Consider the following 18,056-nt stretch of genomic DNA (forward strand, 5'->3'; position numbering starts at 1 on the left):
ATGAATATCAGCCGTTTCTTCGTTGACAGGCCGATTTTTGCCTGGGTGATAGCCATTGCGGTCGTGTTGACCGGCATCGGCTCCATCATGTCGCTTTCGATTGCCCAATATCCCGATATTGCCCCGCCGACCGTCAATATTCGCGCCAACTATCCGGGTGCTTCTGCTGAGACGCTGGAATCCAGCGTGACCCAGATCATTGAACAGCAGCTCACCGGCATTGATAACATGCTCTACTTCTCGTCAACATCGAGCAGTGCAGGCAGCGTTTCCATCTCAGTGACCTTTGACAAGGGGACTGATCCAGACGTTGCCCAGGTGCAGGTGCAAAATAAGGTCCAGCAGGCAACATCGCGCCTGCCATCCGCCGTACAACAGCAAGGCGTGAGCGTTACGAAATCTGCCTCGGACTTCCTGATGCTGGTCACAGTCTATGACAAATCCGGCAAAAGCAGTTCAGCAGACATTGGCGATTATCTTGTCAGCAATTTCCAAGACCCGGTTGGGCGCGTCAATGGCGTAGGGCAGACTCGGGTGTTCGGTTCGCAATACGCCATGCGCATCTGGCTTGATCCAATCAAACTGGCCGCAGTCAAGCTGATGCCGTCCGATGTCAAAGCAGCAATTCTGGCGCAAAATACTGAAGTGTCGGCAGGCCAGATCGGCGATTTACCGGCAACTCAGGATCATATGCTAAACGCAGTGGTGAAAGCAAAATCGCGTTTCAACACACCTGAACAGTTCCGCAATATCGTCTTGAAAACCCAGCAGGATGGATCGGTCGTTCACCTTGGCGACGTGGCCAAAGTGGAGATCGGCTCGGAAAGTTACGTCTATTCTGCGCAATTGAATGGCTATCCCGCGTCCGGCATGGCCCTTCAGCTAGCGCCCGGTGCTGATGCTCTGTCTACTGCTGCTGCGGTAAAGGAAAAGGTTGCCGAATTATCTTCCAATCTGCCCGAAGGCTATGCGGTCGCCTTCCCGCGTGACACCAGCAGCTTTGTAAAACAATCCGTCTATGAAGTGATTGAAACGCTTGTCATTGCGATCATTCTGGTCGTGTTAGTGATGTTCGTTTTCCTGCAAAGCTGGCGAGCAACACTCATCCCGGCTATCGCAGTTCCCGTTGTGCTGATGGGGACGTTTGGTGTCCTTGCGGCATTTGGCTATTCAATCAACACTTTGACGCTATTCGGCATGGTGCTCGCTATTGGCCTGCTGGTAGACGATGCCATCGTCGTCGTCGAAAATGTTGAGCGGCTGATGACTGAGGAAGGCCTCGCCCCGCGCGAGGCGACGGTCAAATCGATGGATGAGATCAGTTCCGCCTTGATCGGCATTGCCCTGGTGCTTTCGGCAGTGATGCTGCCGATGGCATTTTTTGGCGGATCAACCGGGGTCATCTATCGGCAATTCTCGATCACTGTTGTTTCGGCCATGCTTCTTTCGGTTCTGGTAGCCCTTATTCTTTCGCCAGCCCTTTGCGCTACTTTGCTGAAGCCCGGCGCCCATGCCCCCAATGAACGCAAAGGCTTCTTCGGAAAGTTCAACCGCTGGTTTGACCGCAAAACCGACCGCTATCTCAAAGGTGTCGAAAGCGTTACCGCAAAGAGACTGGTGCACTTTGCTGTTTATGGTGTGATTTTGATCGCCATGGTTTTGCTGTTCATACGCCTGCCAACGAGCTTCCTTCCCTCCGAAGATCAGGGTGAAGCTATGGTGATGTACACCCTTCCGGCCGGGGCAACCATCGAGCGCACCAATGCTGTCCGTAAGCAAATCGAAAAACATTACTTTCAGGACGAGAAAGACAATGTCGCGGTTGGCATGGTGCTGACGGGATTCAGCTTCAACGGACAGGGCCAGAATACCGGCATAGGCTTTATCGGCCTCAAACCGTTCAATGAACGCAAAGGCAATGATAATTCCATCAGCGCAATCAACGCCCGTGCGATGGGGGCATTCAGAAAAATCCGCGACGCGCAGGTTATCGCCATGGTGCCGCCAGCCATTCGCGGGCTTGGCCAGTCCAACGGTTTCTCTTTCGAACTCCAGAACAACAGCGGTATGCCACGCGCGAAATTTGAAGAATTGCGCGACAGGCTGATTGCCGCTGCCAATGCCAGTCCCAAGCTCATTCAGGTTCGCAAGGGTGCGCTTGACGATGCGCCCCAGTTGCGCATCGATATTGATGAAGAAAAGCTCGCAGTGCTGGGGCTGTCTGAAAAAGACGTGACCGACACGCTCTCATCTGCATGGGGTGGCAGTTATGTGAACGACTTCGTTGATCGTGGCCGCGTGAAACGCGTTTACATTCAAGGTGTAGCGAGTTCGCGCATGGTCCCTTCTGACATCGATAATTGGTTTGTCCGGTCATCCAAGAATGGCAATATGGTGCCCTTCTCTGCCTTTGCGACAACGCATTGGGAAAAAGGGCCAAGCACGGTTTCGCGGTTTGACGGTCTCTCTTCCTACACCATTCAGGGGCAAGGTGCAGATGGCGTCAGTTCGGGCGATGCCATGAAGGAAATTGTCCGCATCCAGAAAGAAGTCGCGCCCGGGACCAGCTATGCGTGGAGCGGGCTCTCGTTTCAGGAAAACCAGTCTACCGGGCAGGCGCCCTTGCTCTACGGGCTTTCGGTGCTGGTGGTGTTCCTGTGTCTGGCCGCACTTTATGAAAGCTGGTCGGTTCCGCTGGCTGTTCTTCTGGTTCTGCCACTCGGGATTATCGGCGCAGTTATCGCGGTGTCCCTTCGCGGGCTGGACAATGATATTTATTTTCAGGTCGGCCTGCTCACCACCATTGGCCTTGCCGCCAAGAACGCTATTCTGATCATCGAATTTGCGGAAACGGCAAGGCGTGAAGGCAAGGCTCTACTGCCTTCCGCACTAGAAGGGGCCAGATTGCGGCTTCGCCCCATTCTGATGACATCCATTGCTTTCATCGCCGGCGTGATGCCGCTGGCGCTGGCAAGCGGTGTCGGTGCTGAAAGCCGCATCGCTATTGGTACTGCCGTGGTGGGCGGAATGCTCACCGCGACTGCGATTGCGATCTTTTACGTGCCTTTGTTCTTCATTGCCGTGTCCAGCATCTTCCACCGGGCCGAAGCCAAACCGCAAGAGGAGGCCGCATGATGAAACAGTCTCGCTTCATCCTTTCCGTTACCGCCTCTGCCTTGCTGCTTTCTGGCTGCAACATGGCTCCAAAATATGTGCAACCTCCAGCCCCTGTGGCCCCAAAATGGCCGCAGGGGGCGGCCTATGATCCAGCGACAGCCGAAGAAGCAGGCCTCCCCTGGCGCAGTATGATTGCCAACCAGAAACTACGCACGATTATCGAGCGTATGTTGGAAAATAATCGCGACCTGCGGGCATCACTCGCCAATGTGCAATCCGCTCGTGCCCAATATCGCGCCCAACGTTCCAACCTGTTTCCATCCCTTACCGCCGATGGGTCAGCGTCCTTCACCGATCGCAATAGCAGCGTTTCTGGCAGCAATGGCAGCGCTTCAGGCAGCGGCAACAATCGCTATGATGCCAATCTTGGTGTCTCGGCCTTTGAGATCGATCTATTTGGCCGGTTGAGGAACCAGACCGAAGCACAGTTTGAATCCTATCTGGCAACCCAAAGCGGAATGCGGGCAACGCGCCTGTCGCTCATCACAGAAACCGCCACCGCTTACGCGACACTGGCGGCAGATAAGGATTTGCTCCGTATCGCGCAGGACACTGAACAAAGCGCCGCACGCAGTGTCAGGCTGAATAAAGAGCTTCTGGATTCAGGGCTTGGGGCCGGTGCCAATGTGGAAAGTGCGCGGACTATTCTGGCGCAGGCCCAGTCTGATATCGCCAATTACACCACCCAGGTTGCGCAGGATCGTAATGCACTCAACCTGCTGGTCGGCAGCACGGTTGAAGAAGATCTGCTGCCAGATTCACTGGCCGATCTGGATAGTTCCATCGGCATTGTTCCGGCGGGCCTGTCATCACAAGTGTTGCTGCAGCGCCCTGACGTTGTGGAAGCAGAACATAGTTTGAAAAGCGCCAACGCCAGCATCGGTGCGGCACGGGCGGCTTTCTTCCCTACCATCAGCCTCACGGCAACGTTGGGTTTTGCCAGTTCGGCTCTTTCATCCTTGTTTGACAGCGGCTCTCGCTTCCTGACCGCCTCTCCCAGCGCCAGCATCCCCATCATCGGTGGCGCGCAAGGGGCGAATGTGGATTACGCCAAGGCCCGGCGCGATTATGCCGTGGCAATCTATGAACAAACCATCCAGCAAGCATTCCGCGATGTTGCCAATGCTCTGGCAAGGCGCGGCACGATCACAGATCAAAGGAATGCTCAGGCAAGGCTGGTTGCCGCAGCCCAGCGCAGTCTGGCCCTGTCTGAACAGCGCTATCGTGCAGGAATTGCCGGTTTCATTGAAACCCTCACAGCCCAACGCACGCTTTATTCTGCACGCCAAAGCCAGATTGCAGCAGAACTGACCGATATCACCAACCGCTTTACGCTTTATTCCGCAATCGGTTCGGATGACAGCATATAGGGCTTTCACGATAGTACTGTGATGACTGTCACATAAATTGCCATTTCACATGACATGGGAGTGCAGCACTCTTGGTCATGTGAAATGGAATTTTTGTGAAATCTTTCTCTCTTTTTCGATACTCCTTGCTGGCAGCCAGCCTGGTTGCCAGTGTTATCGGTCCAGCGCATGCTCAGGTCGCTCATGCGGAGCAGGCTTCTGATGATTTCGGCAACCGCGCCCGACAAGGCCGTCCCATTATTATTGCCCATCGCGGTGCATCCAGCCTCAATGTCGAAAATTCTCTCAGTGCCTTCCGCAAAGCGCTGGAGCTGGGCGTCGATGGTGTGGAAACCGACACGCAACTGACGGCAGATGGCCAGCTTGTACTCAACCATGACTTCACATTGAACGCCAATCTCGCACAAAAGGGAGGCGATTACTCCGCCCCTAAAACGCCCATCAAGGCGATGACGCTGGCCGAAATTCAATCCTACGATATCGGCACGCCCAAACCCGGCAGTGCCTATGCTGCAGAACACCCAGATTTGATCCCCACTCCGGGTGAAAAAGTGCCCACCTTGAGCGCACTGATCGATCTTATGCAGGCACACGATGATCGCACAATGCTGTGGCTTGAGATCAAATCCATGCCCTTCATGCCACAAGTCAGCAGCGACCCAGCGCAATTGGCCAGGGCAGTGGTTGACGAATTACATGCGCAGAAATTCACGAACCGTGTGGTGGTCCTGTCATTTGACTGGAATGTGCTGCGTGAAGTGAAGAAGCTCGATTCCTCCATCCCCCTTGCGTTTCTCAGTTCCAATGCCACCCGCGCAATCGCCCATGCCGGAGACAGCCCTCTGGCCAAAGTTGACCCCGCCAAAATTTCCCGCAGCCTGACCGGGCTGGATGATTTTGGCGGACATTCGATGGTCGAAGTTCTGGAGAATGAGGGCGCAAGCTGGTGGGATCACAATTATCCGGATTTCACTCTGGAAGATCTCTTAGAAGCGGAACAACAAGGCCTCAAAACTGGTGCCTGGACAGTCGATGATCCGGGCACAGCGCGCTTGTTGTTCAACCTTGGAGTAGATGCGATCACCACCAACCAGCCTGATCGCATGTTCAAGGAGTTCGGCAAAAAGCCTCAGACGTCGGAATAATCTATTCGCCCATTGCGACTGGATAGATCGCAATGGGCGCCCACTGGCGCTGGAAATCATGCGCTTCGTGGGCGACGGTAAGTCGAAGGCAAGAGTTTCTACAGCGCGCAGGAAACCTTGACCGTCGCGTAATCACAGATCTAGCTCGTAAGCAGCGCGAAGCATGAGAGCATCACTGCAAGTTATCCACGCGCAGGCTGCCTGCACGGTGAATTGGCCGGCGGACAGACACACGTGCCTGTTGCCTGGGCCAAGCGTCGTCAGGGGTTAGCGCCGGTGGAGTTACCAGCGCGTGCCGTAACGATCCATGCCGCGCCATCTATGACAACCGACGCACCCCGCACTTTCCTCGCAAAAGCTGTGCGAACGGCAATTCTTGCCTGTCGGCGTATCTCGTCGCTTTCGCCCGCCAGCACGCGGGACAGAGGGCCGACATCGAAAGCCATCTGCACGGCATCTTCGATCGCAGCCTCTGGCGTCCTGCCCTGGCCGAACACGATCTCATGATCGAAAGGCTGGAAAGCGACATCGTCAAAGCCGGACTGCTGCAGGATGGCCTCGACACGGCTACGATCTCCGAAAGCGAACGGGCCTGGAGCATCCATCGGTGGTGGCGGAGGCATTTCGGGGAGTATTCCACTGATCGCCCCCATAGGTAAACGCCCCCAGTCATTGACTGCCGCCTCGCGCCAGCAAACGAAGGCGAGCCGCCCGGATGGAGCGAGCGCCTGGCGCAGGTGCGTGAAGGCCTGCACTGGATCGTTGAAGAACATGATTCCAAAGCGAGAAAAGACGAGGTCGGCCTGATGCGTCGGCAGATCTGCCGTTTGCGCGTCAGCCACAAGGAAGCTGGCTCGGCTCGTGAGACCATAAGTCTCGCGAGCGCGAGCGATCATGGCCTCGGAAATATCGACACCCGTCACCTGCCCCGTGACCCCGACACGATCGAACAGTTGCGCCGTAGTCGCCCCGGTTCCGCAACCGATGTCGAGAACCGTCTCACCGCCGATGGGGGCAGCCGCTTTGATCGCAGCATCACCGAACGGTTGCATCATCTGGTCAAGCCTGCCTTGATGCGCGATCCAGTCGGCGCCCGCCTTTCCGCGCCAGTCCTTTATCTGCTCTGAAATACGAATGATCACACCCTATACGCTAATGATAATCAATATTGATATATAAAAACTTCTGGTTAAGCAAGTCTACAGCCTGGCCCTAGGGAGGGTGTGGATCATCCATTGATCTGTCTTTCCGCCCTTGGCCGTCCGGCTCGCGAATATCCGACCGAATATTCCCATGCGGCTCTATTCTACGCGTCTGCGCCTGAGGCAACCAGATCAGATCACTCATGGCAGCTCCTCCTCAGAGCTTCCTTTGAATCAGCCAATCACTAAAGATTGACAGACTCTCAGCCCAGGCAGTGCGTCACGCAGACCATGGAGGCAGAGATGACAGAACCGTCCAGATAGCCACCCTTCATTGATGAGGCAGTACGCCGCCCCTTTGTTGGACTTTCTTCTTTTGCCACAGTCTAGTAATGATACAACATATCATGATTCGCTAGGATTAACTGATGATTATAGCCGGCGCTGCTCACACTACTCTGAACTCTCGTCTTCCCGTCACCGTTCTTTCCGGCTTTCTCGGTGCTGGGAAAACCACTCTCCTCAATCATATTCTGGCTAATCGCGAGGGGATGCGGGTGGCGGTAATCGTCAACGATATGTCGGAAGTGAACATTGATGCAGACCTTGTGCGCGGGGGAGACGCGGCTCTTTCTCGCAGCGAAGAAACATTGGTCGAAATGACCAATGGCTGCATCTGCTGCACATTGCGCGACGACTTACTGCAAGAAGTCCGTGTCCTGGCCGAAGCCGGGCAGTTCGATTATCTGGTGATCGAGAGTACAGGTATTTCGGAACCGCTGCCTGTCGCCTCTACCTTCACTTTCCGCGACGAAGCTGGCGTGTCGCTCGGCGATGTAGCACGGCTTGATACTATGGTGACTGTGGTCGACGCGCTTAATCTGCTCAACGACTACTCAAGTCAGGATTTTCTGGCCGATCGCGGGGAATCACTGGGTGAAGGTGATGATCGCAGCCTGGTCGGCTTGCTCGTGGAGCAGATCGAGTTTGCTGATGTGGTGATCATCAACAAGGCGTCCTCGGTCCCAGCTGAACATCTGGCGATCGTGAAGAAGCTGGTGGCCAGCCTCAACGCCGATGCCCGAATTGTCACCTGCGATCACGGCAAAGTGGCACTGCGGCAAATCCTCGATACGGGCCTCTATGATGAGGAGAAGTCAGCGCAGCACCCGCTCTGGGCGAAAGAGCTTTACGGCTATGCCAGCCATGTTCCCGAAACAGAGGAATATAGCATTGAGAGCTTCGTATACCGGGCGCGGCGGCCATTCGATCCGGCGAAATTCCACACTTTTCTTACGGATGGTGGGCTGGATCATGTCGTGCGGGCCAAGGGGCATTTCTGGCTGGCGACGCGGACAGATTGGGTGGGGGAACTGGCCATTGCCGGCGCACAGACCACCTCGGCACGCATGGGCCGCTGGTGGGCGAGCATCCCAAAGAACCAGTGGCCCGACGACGATCGTTTCGAGCAGTTCGTGGCGAGGCATTGGGATCCGATCTGGGGCGACCGCCGGCAAGAGTTGGTGTTCATCGGCATTGGCATGGATGAAGCACATATCCGTACCCGGCTCGATGCCTGCCTGCTCACCGTCAATGCCTTCACGCCGGAGATGTGGTTTGGTCTGCGCGATCCCTTCCCCGCATGGGGTGAGCAAGCACTGGAGATGGCGGAATGAGCGCCGCGATTTTGGGACGATCGGCCGTATTGCCCCCAGTTTCCGGCGGCGCCGTTTTAGGCGGCACAGCAACAGTTTTGGTGCCCATCGATCATGCGGACGGGCAACTGGCACTCCGGCAACGCACGCGTCCTTACCTTCTCAATCCCTCCTCCCTCTCGGGATAGAACTTCCCCGGAGAGCTGCGTCGTATAACCGATCTCCCTTTCCTATAAAGCTATGAGGACTGGAAGATCAGGACAGACAAACTGGATTGACGTTTTGGATGATACGTAATATTATTACATTTCTTTCCAACAGTGGCCTAACTCCCTTTTGAACAAATCACTTGCCCAGCCTACGCCGACTTCCCTGCGTACAGCACTGATCGTGCTGGTTGCGCTGTTTCTTCTTGTTCAATCGCTGCTCGTCAATACTCATCTGCATAACATTGAGTGGGGAAACAACGTATCATTCGTTGCGACGGCTGACGAAACGACTGCATCGTGGAGCCCGGATAACGACCATCATGGCGCGAAATGCCTGATTTGTGAGGAGAAACACAACGCGGGCGACTACACGACCCCGCCGCCGCCATGGTATCCTCACGATAATCCTGCCTCATTCCAGATACACGGCCTGTCACCCCTGACAGTATTCGCGCTACGCAAGAACCGAGTATCGCACCACCCTCGGGGGCCGCCCGTCTTCAAGCCTTGAATACGAGATCCTGCGCCCAGGGCGCAGTTCCGGCGCACGCAGCACCTCTGCGTGATTGCCCACCAAGGTTTATGGAGACTATCCAAATGCGTAATATACTTTTCGCAGGCGCAGCCCTCGCTGCCCTCACCCCTACCGTTGTCTATGGACAGGGCGTTTCAGCACCCGCACCACAACCGGCACACGAAAACAGCACACACGGCGAAATCATCGTTACAGCATCCCCTTATGCCGTATCACAGGACTCTACGGCTGCGATCGTCGCCAAGGTCGACCGCAATCAAATTGTCGAAAATGGCGGTGCCAGCATCGCCAATGCTCTGTCCAATGTGCCCGGCGTAGCGGCGACCGGGTTCGCAGCAGGTGCCAGTCGGCCGATCATCCGCGGCATGGATGCCAACCGGGTCCGGCTTCTTGAGAACGGAACCAGCGCTTCCGACGTATCCGACATCGGTCCAGATCACGGGGTGCCGATTGATCCGCTCTCCGCTCGCAGTATTGAAGTCGTGCGCGGCGCTGGCACTCTGCGTTATGGCAGCCAGGCAATCGGCGGCGTTGTGAACGTGCTCAATGACCGTGTACCGATGAGCTTGCCAGACAAGCCAATCAGCTTTGAGCTCAACGGTAATTACGACACCGTTTCCAACGCCCCCGAAGCATCGGCGCTGGTTGACGCTGCGGTAAGCAACTTCGCACTGCACGCTGACGGCTTCTATCGCCACGCTGATGACTACGATACACCAGTGACGGAAAGCACACCCGACGGCAAGCTCGACAACTCATTCGCTCATGCGCACGGTGGCTCGCTGGGCGGATCATATTTCTTCGGTGGTAGCCACATGGGTGTGGGCGTCACGCAATATGACGCGACCTACGGAATCCCGGCCGAGGATTCGCACATCGATATGAAGCAAACCAAGGTCATGACTCGCTCATCATTCGATCTTGGCGGTGATCGCAAGCTAACGCTGGATGGCAGCTACGCCAATTACAAGCATAGCGAAATCGAAGCAGACGGCGAAATCGCAACCACATTCCGCAACAAGGAGTGGGATGTCCACCCTGAGTTGCTGCTCGGCGCCATTGGCCCGCTCACCAATGTGGCCATCGGTAGTGAATATATCCATCGCAAGTTTTCAGCCGTGGGCGAGGATGCGAGCTACCTCTTCCCGACTCTGACCGAAAGCGAGGCTGGTTACATCTTCACCGATCTGCCATTGAACGATGCGCTCAAGTTGCAGGCCAGCGGCCGCATTGAGCATGTGAGCGTCGAGGGCACACCGGTGAGCGATGTTTTCACCAAAACCAACTTCACGCCCATCAGCGGCGCGATCGGCGCTTTGTGGACGGCGACACCTGCACTTAAACTTGGCCTCACTTTCTCCAGCACCGGCCGTGCACCCGCACAGACCGAACTGTTCGCACGCGGTGGACATGACGGACCGCAGACTTTCGAATTTGGCGACCCCACGCTCAAGATCGAGCGCGCTAATTCGCTCGAAGCGAGCCTGCGGTTCAACCAAGACCGGTTCCACTTCGACGGCAGCCTCTACAGCACCTGGTTCAATAACTATATCTATGGGAATCTTACCGGACGAACCTGTGACGACGCGACCGGTGAATGCGTCGTAGGCAACGCCAATGAGCTCAAGGAACTTTTCTACCGTCAGCAAAACGCGCATTTCCGTGGGCTTGAGGGCGAGGCCTTTTTCGATGTCGTGAGGTCTGATGCGGGGACACTCCAGCTCCATGCACTAGGGGACTATGTCCGCGCCACCTTCAACAATGACAACGGCAATGTCCCTCGCATTCCCCCCTATCGCATCGGCGGTGGTTTGAACTGGAAGGGGGACAGCCTCGATGCCGGTATGGACCTCACTTACTTCGGTAAACAGGACAAGTTCGGTGCTTATGACACGCCGACAAACTCCTATTACAATCTGAACGCCAGGATCGCCTGGCGGCCTTTCGAACAACACCGAGGCGTAGAACTCGCCCTCGTCGGTCAGAATCTTACCAACGACGTTCAACGCGATGCGGCTGCACTTAACCGGACAGAGGTCATCATGCCCGGACGCAATGTGCGCTTCGTGGTGCGCGTGGCAATGTAAGGCACAATTTGCCTGTCCGGTGCAATCCGTGCCGGACAGGCATAGGGCCGATGCCTAGGTCGCAGCACTGATCCTGCCGGTTCAGAATGTCTGGATGATGTCCCCGGCGCGATACGATGGTCACCGTGGTGGACGCGCTAAACCTTCTTGCCGATTATTCGAGCCAGGATTTTCCAGATGATCGCGGCGAGAGTCTGGGCAAAGGAGCGATATGGTTATGCAAACCATCAGCCCGAGACCGAGCAACACGGTTCCACTTATCCCGGCCTAGACCCGGGGGAGTATGCAAATTGATGGACATTATTACTCCGCTGGGCTCTGCCGCTCTGTCCGGTCTTGCGATTTTGTCCGGGGGACAATTGGCGCTCGCTATCGTGCATCGCCAGTCGACATTGCTTTCTCTTTCTGCCGGCGCAATCTTTGCCATCGCGCTTGTGGCGGTTCTGCCTGAGGCCGTTCATCTGGGCCACAGCGGCTGGCAGGTGTCAGGTTTGCTGGCCATCGCCGCGCTAGGCTATGCAGCCTATCCCATCATCAACCGAGTGCTGGAGGCAAGCGAGAGCGACATAGCAAGCCATGGCGGCCCCTTCAGCTTTGCCCTGCATGCGGGGCTTGGCGGCTTCATCGCCGCCATAGGATTTGGCCAGTCGACCCATGCCGGGCTTATCATGGCAAGTGCAGCCATCGCGCACGGAATTGCTCATGGGATCAACACGGTCGCCCTTGCAAAAGCGCCGGGATTGTCACGCCGCGCATCAACCCGCTGGCTTGTCATCAATGCCGCCGCACCAATGCTCGGCGCGTTGCTGGCATTGGTCGTCAGAGTGGATGAGACGGTACTTGCCGCGATCATGGCTGTGCTGGCGGGTGTGCTTCTCTTCATCTCCTCAAACTGTCTGCTTCCCCGAACCAAAAGCGCTGGTTTGAAGCAGCATGTGGCCGTGGCCGTCGCAATCGTGGTCGTAAGCGCCTTCGCCCTAACCGTAGGGCACTGACGCAGCCGTCAGCGGGCAGATTTCATGCCTAAGGCAACAATTACGGGCGATGCTACCGCAATCGCGCCGTTCTGTGCGACCGAACGCTTCAGATGACTAACCAGTTCGTTTCGGTTGCCCTCCGTCAGCAGAGACCAGACGGGGCTGAGCTGAAACCATCGATCGGGTGCCTCCCACATCGCGGCATCGACATGAAATCCGCTGATCGGTTCGTGAAAAGCCAGACTTTCAAGCCCGGCACCGGCCGACAGCCCCCGCGAGGGAGAAGACGGTACTAAATAATCGAATTAGATATGTTGCAACATTATATAATGAGTGAACGCATCAATGGGAGGGCGTCAATGATACCCTGTATCGTTTAGCGGTTATATTTCCTTCACCGGGCCAGCCATACAAGTCACCCTCGCACCTTTAATATCCGTCACTGGTCTTTCAGCTCGCGTCCGATGGGATAGATTGGCAAAGGCGCCGCAAAATAAGGCGACTTTTCGGCAAACCATTTCAGGCGCGCTTGCGGATCAGCCGCGAAGGTAGCGTCAGAGGCCAGACGTTGCTCGAATGCATCGCGCAGCTCAGGGTCACTTTCCAGCATCCGCTCCGCCACCGGCGCAAGGAGGAAGCGCTCGCGGCTCCCACTGTTTTCCATCAATTCCGGAAAGAAGCCCCAGGAGAACACGGAATCCACGGCTTCTGGCTCCAGCAGAGCCGCGGCCAGCAACCCACGTGGCTGATCATAGGGCACCCTGATCGATCCTGCGGCCATGCGGACATTCCTCTTGTCGCGCCGGAAGTCCGCCGACATGCGTGCCTCCGCATCATAGATCGGACCAAGCTGCATATTGGATGCGGTAGCCATTTCGAGTGTCAGATCACGTGCGGTGTCGATGCGTTCATAGGAAATACCGTGCAGATCCAGCAGCGCGATCACATCCCTTTCTGCAGCCGGCACCCACCACGCCTCCGGCAAGGTGACATGGGACACGGGATGTTCGCCAGTGACCGGCAGTTCCCATTGCTGCTCTTGTCCGAGATAGCGAATTTCTTCGGCTCCCGAGGCCAGGGATTGCACCCGTTCAAACGCCATGCCGGTGAAGGAAATCGTAGTGAATGGCTGCTCGTCACGCGCCCATTTGACGGTCAGTGTTTTGGGGCGTGCGCTACGATCAATGGCGATGGCCGATTGCAATTGCGGCAAACTGGCTGCCGCTGTGCGTAGCGCGCCTTCCATCATCGCATATACCCCCAAAACGCGCTGGCGATAGGGTTTGAGATTGTGCATTTCGACCAGCACGACGGGAATACGGGCGAAATCGCCATAGCCGGTGGAGTAACGCGGCCCCTCTGCGGACATGCGCAGCCCCTTGTCGATCCGGTAATCATCGAGCGCGCTGGGATAGAAATGCGGGTTGTGCCCCTGCTGTCGGACAAAGGCGTTTACACCGTCCTCAAAGCTGCCCTGCAGCCATTCGGCAATGGCCGGTGACTGCACATGCCGTCCCCATCCAGCATAGGTGTAGGTCACGTCATAACCGTGATCGAACCCGTCCGAAGCATGCATATCGAGATAGAGCACCGGGTCGAGCTGACGCAGCAGCGGCAACAGTGCACGCGTTTCCGGCGCGGCGGCCTTCGCATAGTCGCGATTGAGATTGATCCTCTGCGCCGTGTTGCGGCTGCCCGAATTTGCCGGGCCGCGCAGATGCGGGGCGTTGAAGCGGCTGACCTGTTCATGGCCATCGACATTGTAGATTGGGACAAAGACCAGATCGACCTTGCCCAGCAGATCCTCTTTTCCGCCCAGCGCAATATCGCGCAGTAACATCAGCCCCGCATCCTTGCCAGAGATCTCATGGCTGTGAATGCCCGCCTGCACCAGCACCACCGGCCTTCCTTCTTTGGCGGCAGTGCTCGCGCGAACATAATAAAGCTCACGCCCTTCGGCAGAGGTGCCGAAGGTTACCTTGGTGAGTAGCGGGCTCTCGCCCACCAGCTTCTCCAACCACGCGCGCGTTTCGTCATAGCTCGGTGTGCGGGCAAAGCCGGTTTCCTCGGCGGGTGTGATCCAAGGATCACCGGGCCGGACGATCCAGCTTTCGCTCGCCCCTGACCATTCCGGGACGGGCGGCAGGACAGGTTCGACCTGCGCGTGGAGGGGCATCCCGCACAGCAATGTAGGAATGGCGGCAATCAGGGGAATACGCATCAATCGTCTTTCGGTCTGGAGTCCTGGGCACTACTCACCCGCGTGACCTTTCGTGCCCCCAGCCATAGGAAAAGAGCTGCGGCGAGCAAAAGGGCTACCAGCGATCCGGCGGGTATCGACCCACCCGGCACGCGCGAGGTATAGCGCGGAATCTGCGCAAAATCGGCGCGCGTGAACGCTTTGTCGTTGAACATGTAGGGGTAATAAAACTTGCGCAGACGCTCGTGATAGGCGGCGATCGAATCCTGATAAGCGAACCCCGCAGTGCTGTCCGTATCCGCCAGACGATGCACCACATTCATCGTGCCCACACCGGGCAGGATCAGTCCGAGCCGTGATGTCCACTTGTCGCGTGCGGCCAGTGCTCCGCGATAATCCGCAACTTCCTGCTCCACAGTTTCATCGCCGACCTGATGCATGGCGTAGTACCACTTCCAGTGGAAACGCCCTTCAAACTTTTCCTTCCCGCGCCATTCAGGATGGTTGACGAAGAATGGTTCGAACGTCTCCTCTTTCGGAATATCCCAGCCTTTATGGACGGCTTCGCGCTGCGCTAGGGTCAGGTCGATGCCCTTGCCCGCCGGGATCGCCCCGGCAATGACCGTATTGCCAAGCGTAGGAATAACCAGCGTCAGGACGATCCAGCACCCTATCATCGCAGCCGCAGCCGTTGCCGAAGCGCGCAAAGCCGCACCAATCAGCAGCGCTAGACCAAACCAGAATGCGCAATAAAGTGCCCCAGCGAGTATGATTCCCGCCGTGCCCGTGGCCGGAGCGCCTGCGATCACGGACCCGGTCATGAGCGGCGCCGCCAGCGCTGCCAGCACCAGCACATAGCGAAGGCCGATGCGCCGTCGCCAGAGGCCGCTTCCTGGCAGAGAAAGTAGCAACCGCAGCCGCCCCGCCTCACGCTCCCCCGTAACCATGTCATGCGCGAGTGCGATAATCACGAGCGGTGCCAAATAGACAAGCACGAAGGCCCAGTCGAACACACCCGGCAGAGCAAGCTCGGCATTGTAGTTTTCTGAATCATAACGCTGCGCCTCCAGCCCAAGCGCACGAACCCGCAGCACAAAGGGTTGCAGATCACGCTGACCGATCGCGGCAAAGGCAAGAGCGGGCGGCGGGTCCTGCGTCAGCATAAAGGCATAATAGGCATTATATCCCGCATCGCCTTCCGGCCCGGCCTGAGCCGCTTCTACCGATGCCAGATCGCGTGCCTGCTCACGCTCGACACGTTCTATGGTCGTGCGCTGCGCATCCACCTGAGCCAGCCCCGACCACACTGCTGCGCTAGCAAGCACAAGCAGCAGGATGACGGCAAAGAGGTTACGGCCAGATCGCAAGAACAACCGTGTCTCTGCGCGAAGCGGGCTCATCGCAGATTCCTTTCAAGACGATTACTGGCCCAGGCAGCCAGAGCAGATAAGGCTACCAGCCAGCCCAGCAGGACGGCAGCGGGCCAGATAAGGTCTGACGGGCGACTAAACGGACTTGGTGCCTGATAGTGAAAACGCGGTATCTCCTGCCAATATTCGGCGGAAATGCGCGGGTCCTCTCCACCAATACCGGGGATCAGTTCCGCCTGCATACGGTTGAGTCGCTGCACAAAATTGTAACGGAAAGCCTCTGTCTGCTGCAGAAAATCATAATGTGAGGCCAAATCGCTGCCCGCCAGTGTCATGGAAAGCTGACGAATAGCGATAAGCGGGCTGATAATTGAAAAATCATGCACCAGCGCATTCTGCGCATTCTCACGTGCGCTGCTGCGAGCTGCGGAATCGGCATAGATCCCGGTTGTCAGGCGTTCGCCTTCAATACTGACGAGACCGGCATATTGAACAGGTAAATCCTCTATTGATTCAACGCCGTATTCATCCAGAACTTGTTCGCGAAAATCGTTGAAATAAGGATCTTCGGGATCGTGGCTGTCACCGATATCAGCCAGCTTGCGGTGCAGCGCGATCTCAGTCTCAATATTGGTGTCGAGCTGCGTGCGCTGCTCCGCCATGACCGGCAGGACCCGCGGCAACAGAATAACACCGACCATCCACACCCCGATGAGTATGGCCAGCGCATCACGTGAGCGATGGAACAAGCCGGAAACAACCACACTCAGCACAGCCCAGAGCAGCAGCCAGGCAGCATAGCCGGCAATCATGGGCAGCACGGTGGCCCAGCCCGCGGCACCTGTTGCCGCGAAGCCGCTGAGAACCAGAAAGGCAGGTAAACCAATGATAAGCGCAATCACGCCATGCGCCAGCAGCTTTCCCAACATCACCTGCCGCGCGGCCACACCCTGCGCGGCCATGAGACGCAGCGTTCCGCGCTCGCGTTCACGCGAAATACTGGCAAAGCCGAGAAAGATCAGCAGCAAGGGGGCAAGCGTCTGCAATACGAACGCGGGAGTCAATTGGCCGAAGCGCATCAGCAGCGATGATTGGCGTGCCTCGGCGAAATTGGCGCTGTTCTGGCGATGGCCTTCGAGAAAGATCGTGTTACCTGTATAGCTGTCGACACCTGTATCGAAGAAAGCCAACGGCGCGATGGGGCGAAAGACGAATTGACCGTAATGCACCATGCGGTGCGGATGGCGGTCAGGCTGCTGATCGAATTGTTCATCCACACTCGCCTGATAGCGTTCGCGGTCGGCTTCGATCGCGGCACGTCGTTCAAGGCTGGTGAAGCTCGCCACCAGCACCAGCAGCACCAGCAGGCCGCTCGCCAATAAGCCTGCTCTGTTTCTGAGTAAAGCGCGCCATTCATCGCGCGCAATCAGGCAGACCGGGCTCATGCGACTTGGCCCGCCCCGGCGTAACGGTCATGCAGAGAGTTAAGATCGAATCGTACCCCCTCGCCGGCCTGCTGCTCCTCTTCAATCCGGCCGGCGGTGAGGAAGCCGATCCGGTCCGCAATATCAACCGCACTGACAAGGTCATGCGTCACCATCAGCACCGCCACCTGCCGCTCCCGCGCAGTATCGAGCAGGCTGTTGAACTCCAACACCGCACGCGGGTCGAGACCCGATGTCGGTTCATCAAGCAGAAGTACGGGCACATCGCGTGCCAGAGCCAGGGCGATGACCACTTTCTGTCGCATACCTTTGGAAAAACCCGACATACGCCGGTCCCATGCCTGACTGGCCAGACCAACCGCAGTAAGGGCGGGTTCGATCACCGATGCATCAGCGTCATTCCCGGCAAGAGCAAGAAAATAAGCGATATTCTCTCGCGCAGTAAGATGGTCATAAAGCGAGACATTCTCCGGCACATAGGCCATCTGCGCGCGTGCGCCGCCAGGATCGGCAACCGGATCTATTCCACAGACACGCACGCTTCCTTCAGAGGGTGCGATAAATCCGAGCAGGGCCGACAGAGTCGTTGATTTGCCCGCCCCATTGCCGCCTAGCAGCGCGTAAATTTCGCCGCGCCGAACCATCAGGTCCAGTCCGCGCAGCACAGGCGCTGCGCCATAACTATGCTGAACGCCAACAAGCTCTATCGCACGATCAGCGGCGCCTTGGGTCATGTAGGTCCTC

11 protein-coding genes are annotated in these 18,056 nt (G+C 57.1%); 6 read left to right on the forward strand and 5 right to left on the reverse strand.

The genetic code is table 11. The features are described 5' to 3' along the window. From GRI39_RS05935 to GRI39_RS05945, 3 genes are all read left to right on the forward strand, one after another. Entirely contained in the window at positions 1-3,135 is a 3,135-nt protein-coding gene (locus tag GRI39_RS05935; RefSeq protein WP_160738800.1) for an efflux RND transporter permease subunit, read from the forward strand. Beyond that, positions 3,135-4,547 (forward strand): efflux transporter outer membrane subunit, encoded by a 1,413-nt coding sequence (locus GRI39_RS05940; protein WP_160739221.1) that lies wholly within the window; start codon positions 3,135-3,137, stop codon positions 4,545-4,547. Before GRI39_RS05935 ends, GRI39_RS05940 begins: the two co-directional genes overlap by 1 nt. 95 nt (positions 4,548-4,642) lie before the next feature. Further along, the gene (locus GRI39_RS05945) at positions 4,643-5,692 is read left to right on the forward strand and encodes a glycerophosphodiester phosphodiesterase family protein (RefSeq protein WP_160738801.1); all 1,050 of its coding nucleotides are present in this window, start codon (positions 4,643-4,645) and stop codon (positions 5,690-5,692) included. Between the two features lie 260 nt (positions 5,693-5,952). Here the strand turns inward: GRI39_RS05945 and GRI39_RS05950 are convergent, their stop codons facing one another. After that, positions 5,953-6,747, reverse strand: coding sequence for a class I SAM-dependent methyltransferase (locus GRI39_RS05950; RefSeq protein WP_160738802.1), 795 nt, complete (start codon positions 6,745-6,747; stop codon positions 5,953-5,955). A 515-nt stretch (positions 6,748-7,262) separates the two neighbouring features. Here GRI39_RS05950 and GRI39_RS05955 point away from each other — a divergent pair. The 3 genes from GRI39_RS05955 (at position 7,263) to GRI39_RS05965 (ending at position 12,315) form a co-directional block, all read left to right on the forward strand. After that, positions 7,263-8,510 carry a GTP-binding protein gene (locus GRI39_RS05955; RefSeq protein ID WP_160738803.1) on the forward strand — a complete coding sequence of 416 codons (1,248 nt, stop codon included), beginning with the start codon at positions 7,263-7,265 and terminating at the stop codon, positions 8,508-8,510. Positions 8,511-9,295: 785 nt separating this feature from the next. Then, a complete protein-coding gene (locus GRI39_RS05960) occupies positions 9,296-11,320 on the forward strand; it encodes a TonB-dependent receptor (RefSeq protein ID WP_160738804.1) in 2,025 nt (674 codons plus the stop codon). Positions 11,321-11,613: 293 nt separating this feature from the next. Then, entirely contained in the window at positions 11,614-12,315 is a 702-nt protein-coding gene (locus tag GRI39_RS05965; protein ID WP_160738805.1) for a ZIP family metal transporter, read from the forward strand. Between the two features lie 421 nt (positions 12,316-12,736). Here GRI39_RS05965 and GRI39_RS05970 read toward each other — a convergent pair whose 3' ends face one another. The 4 genes from GRI39_RS05970 to GRI39_RS05985 are packed head-to-tail and all read right to left on the reverse strand — an operon-like array spanning position 12,737 to position 18,046. Next, complete coding sequence (locus tag GRI39_RS05970) at positions 12,737-14,518, reverse strand: M14 family metallopeptidase (RefSeq protein WP_160738806.1); 1,782 nt, start codon at positions 14,516-14,518, stop codon at positions 12,737-12,739. Continuing rightward, the gene (locus GRI39_RS05975) at positions 14,518-15,897 is read right to left on the reverse strand and encodes a DUF3526 domain-containing protein (protein ID WP_160738807.1); all 1,380 of its coding nucleotides are present in this window, start codon (positions 15,895-15,897) and stop codon (positions 14,518-14,520) included. The genes GRI39_RS05970 and GRI39_RS05975 overlap by 1 nt, the downstream gene beginning before the upstream one ends. Continuing rightward, entirely contained in the window at positions 15,894-17,312 is a 1,419-nt protein-coding gene (locus tag GRI39_RS05980; protein WP_160738808.1) for an ABC transporter permease, read from the reverse strand. The genes GRI39_RS05975 and GRI39_RS05980 overlap by 4 nt, the downstream gene beginning before the upstream one ends. Next, entirely contained in the window at positions 17,309-18,046 is a 738-nt protein-coding gene (locus tag GRI39_RS05985) for an ABC transporter ATP-binding protein (protein WP_160738809.1), read from the reverse strand. Before GRI39_RS05985 ends, GRI39_RS05980 begins: the two co-directional genes overlap by 4 nt. Positions 18,047-18,056 lie beyond the last annotated feature (10 nt).

It is taken from the genome of Altericroceibacterium indicum, from assembly GCF_009828105.1.
Taxonomy (GTDB): domain Bacteria; phylum Pseudomonadota; class Alphaproteobacteria; order Sphingomonadales; family Sphingomonadaceae; genus Altericroceibacterium; species Altericroceibacterium indicum.

Coding starts and splice junctions, on each gene's coding strand:
- GRI39_RS05975 (WP_160738807.1), bottom strand. CDS start 15,897: ATGAGCCCGCTTCGCGCAGAGACACGGTTGTTCTTGCGATCTGGCCGT.
- GRI39_RS05985 (WP_160738809.1), bottom strand. CDS start 18,046: ATGACCCAAGGCGCCGCTGATCGTGCGATAGAGCTTGTTGGCGTTCAG.
- GRI39_RS05955 (WP_160738803.1), top strand. CDS start 7,263: ATGATTATAGCCGGCGCTGCTCACACTACTCTGAACTCTCGTCTTCCC.
- GRI39_RS05965 (WP_160738805.1), top strand. CDS start 11,614: ATGGACATTATTACTCCGCTGGGCTCTGCCGCTCTGTCCGGTCTTGCG.
- GRI39_RS05980 (WP_160738808.1), bottom strand. CDS start 17,312: ATGAGCCCGGTCTGCCTGATTGCGCGCGATGAATGGCGCGCTTTACTC.
- GRI39_RS05960 (WP_160738804.1), top strand. CDS start 9,296: ATGCGTAATATACTTTTCGCAGGCGCAGCCCTCGCTGCCCTCACCCCT.
- GRI39_RS05940 (WP_160739221.1), top strand. CDS start 3,135: ATGAAACAGTCTCGCTTCATCCTTTCCGTTACCGCCTCTGCCTTGCTG.
- GRI39_RS05970 (WP_160738806.1), bottom strand. CDS start 14,518: ATGCGTATTCCCCTGATTGCCGCCATTCCTACATTGCTGTGCGGGATG.
- GRI39_RS05950 (WP_160738802.1), bottom strand. CDS start 6,747: ATGATGCAACCGTTCGGTGATGCTGCGATCAAAGCGGCTGCCCCCATC.
- GRI39_RS05935 (WP_160738800.1), top strand. CDS start 1: ATGAATATCAGCCGTTTCTTCGTTGACAGGCCGATTTTTGCCTGGGTG.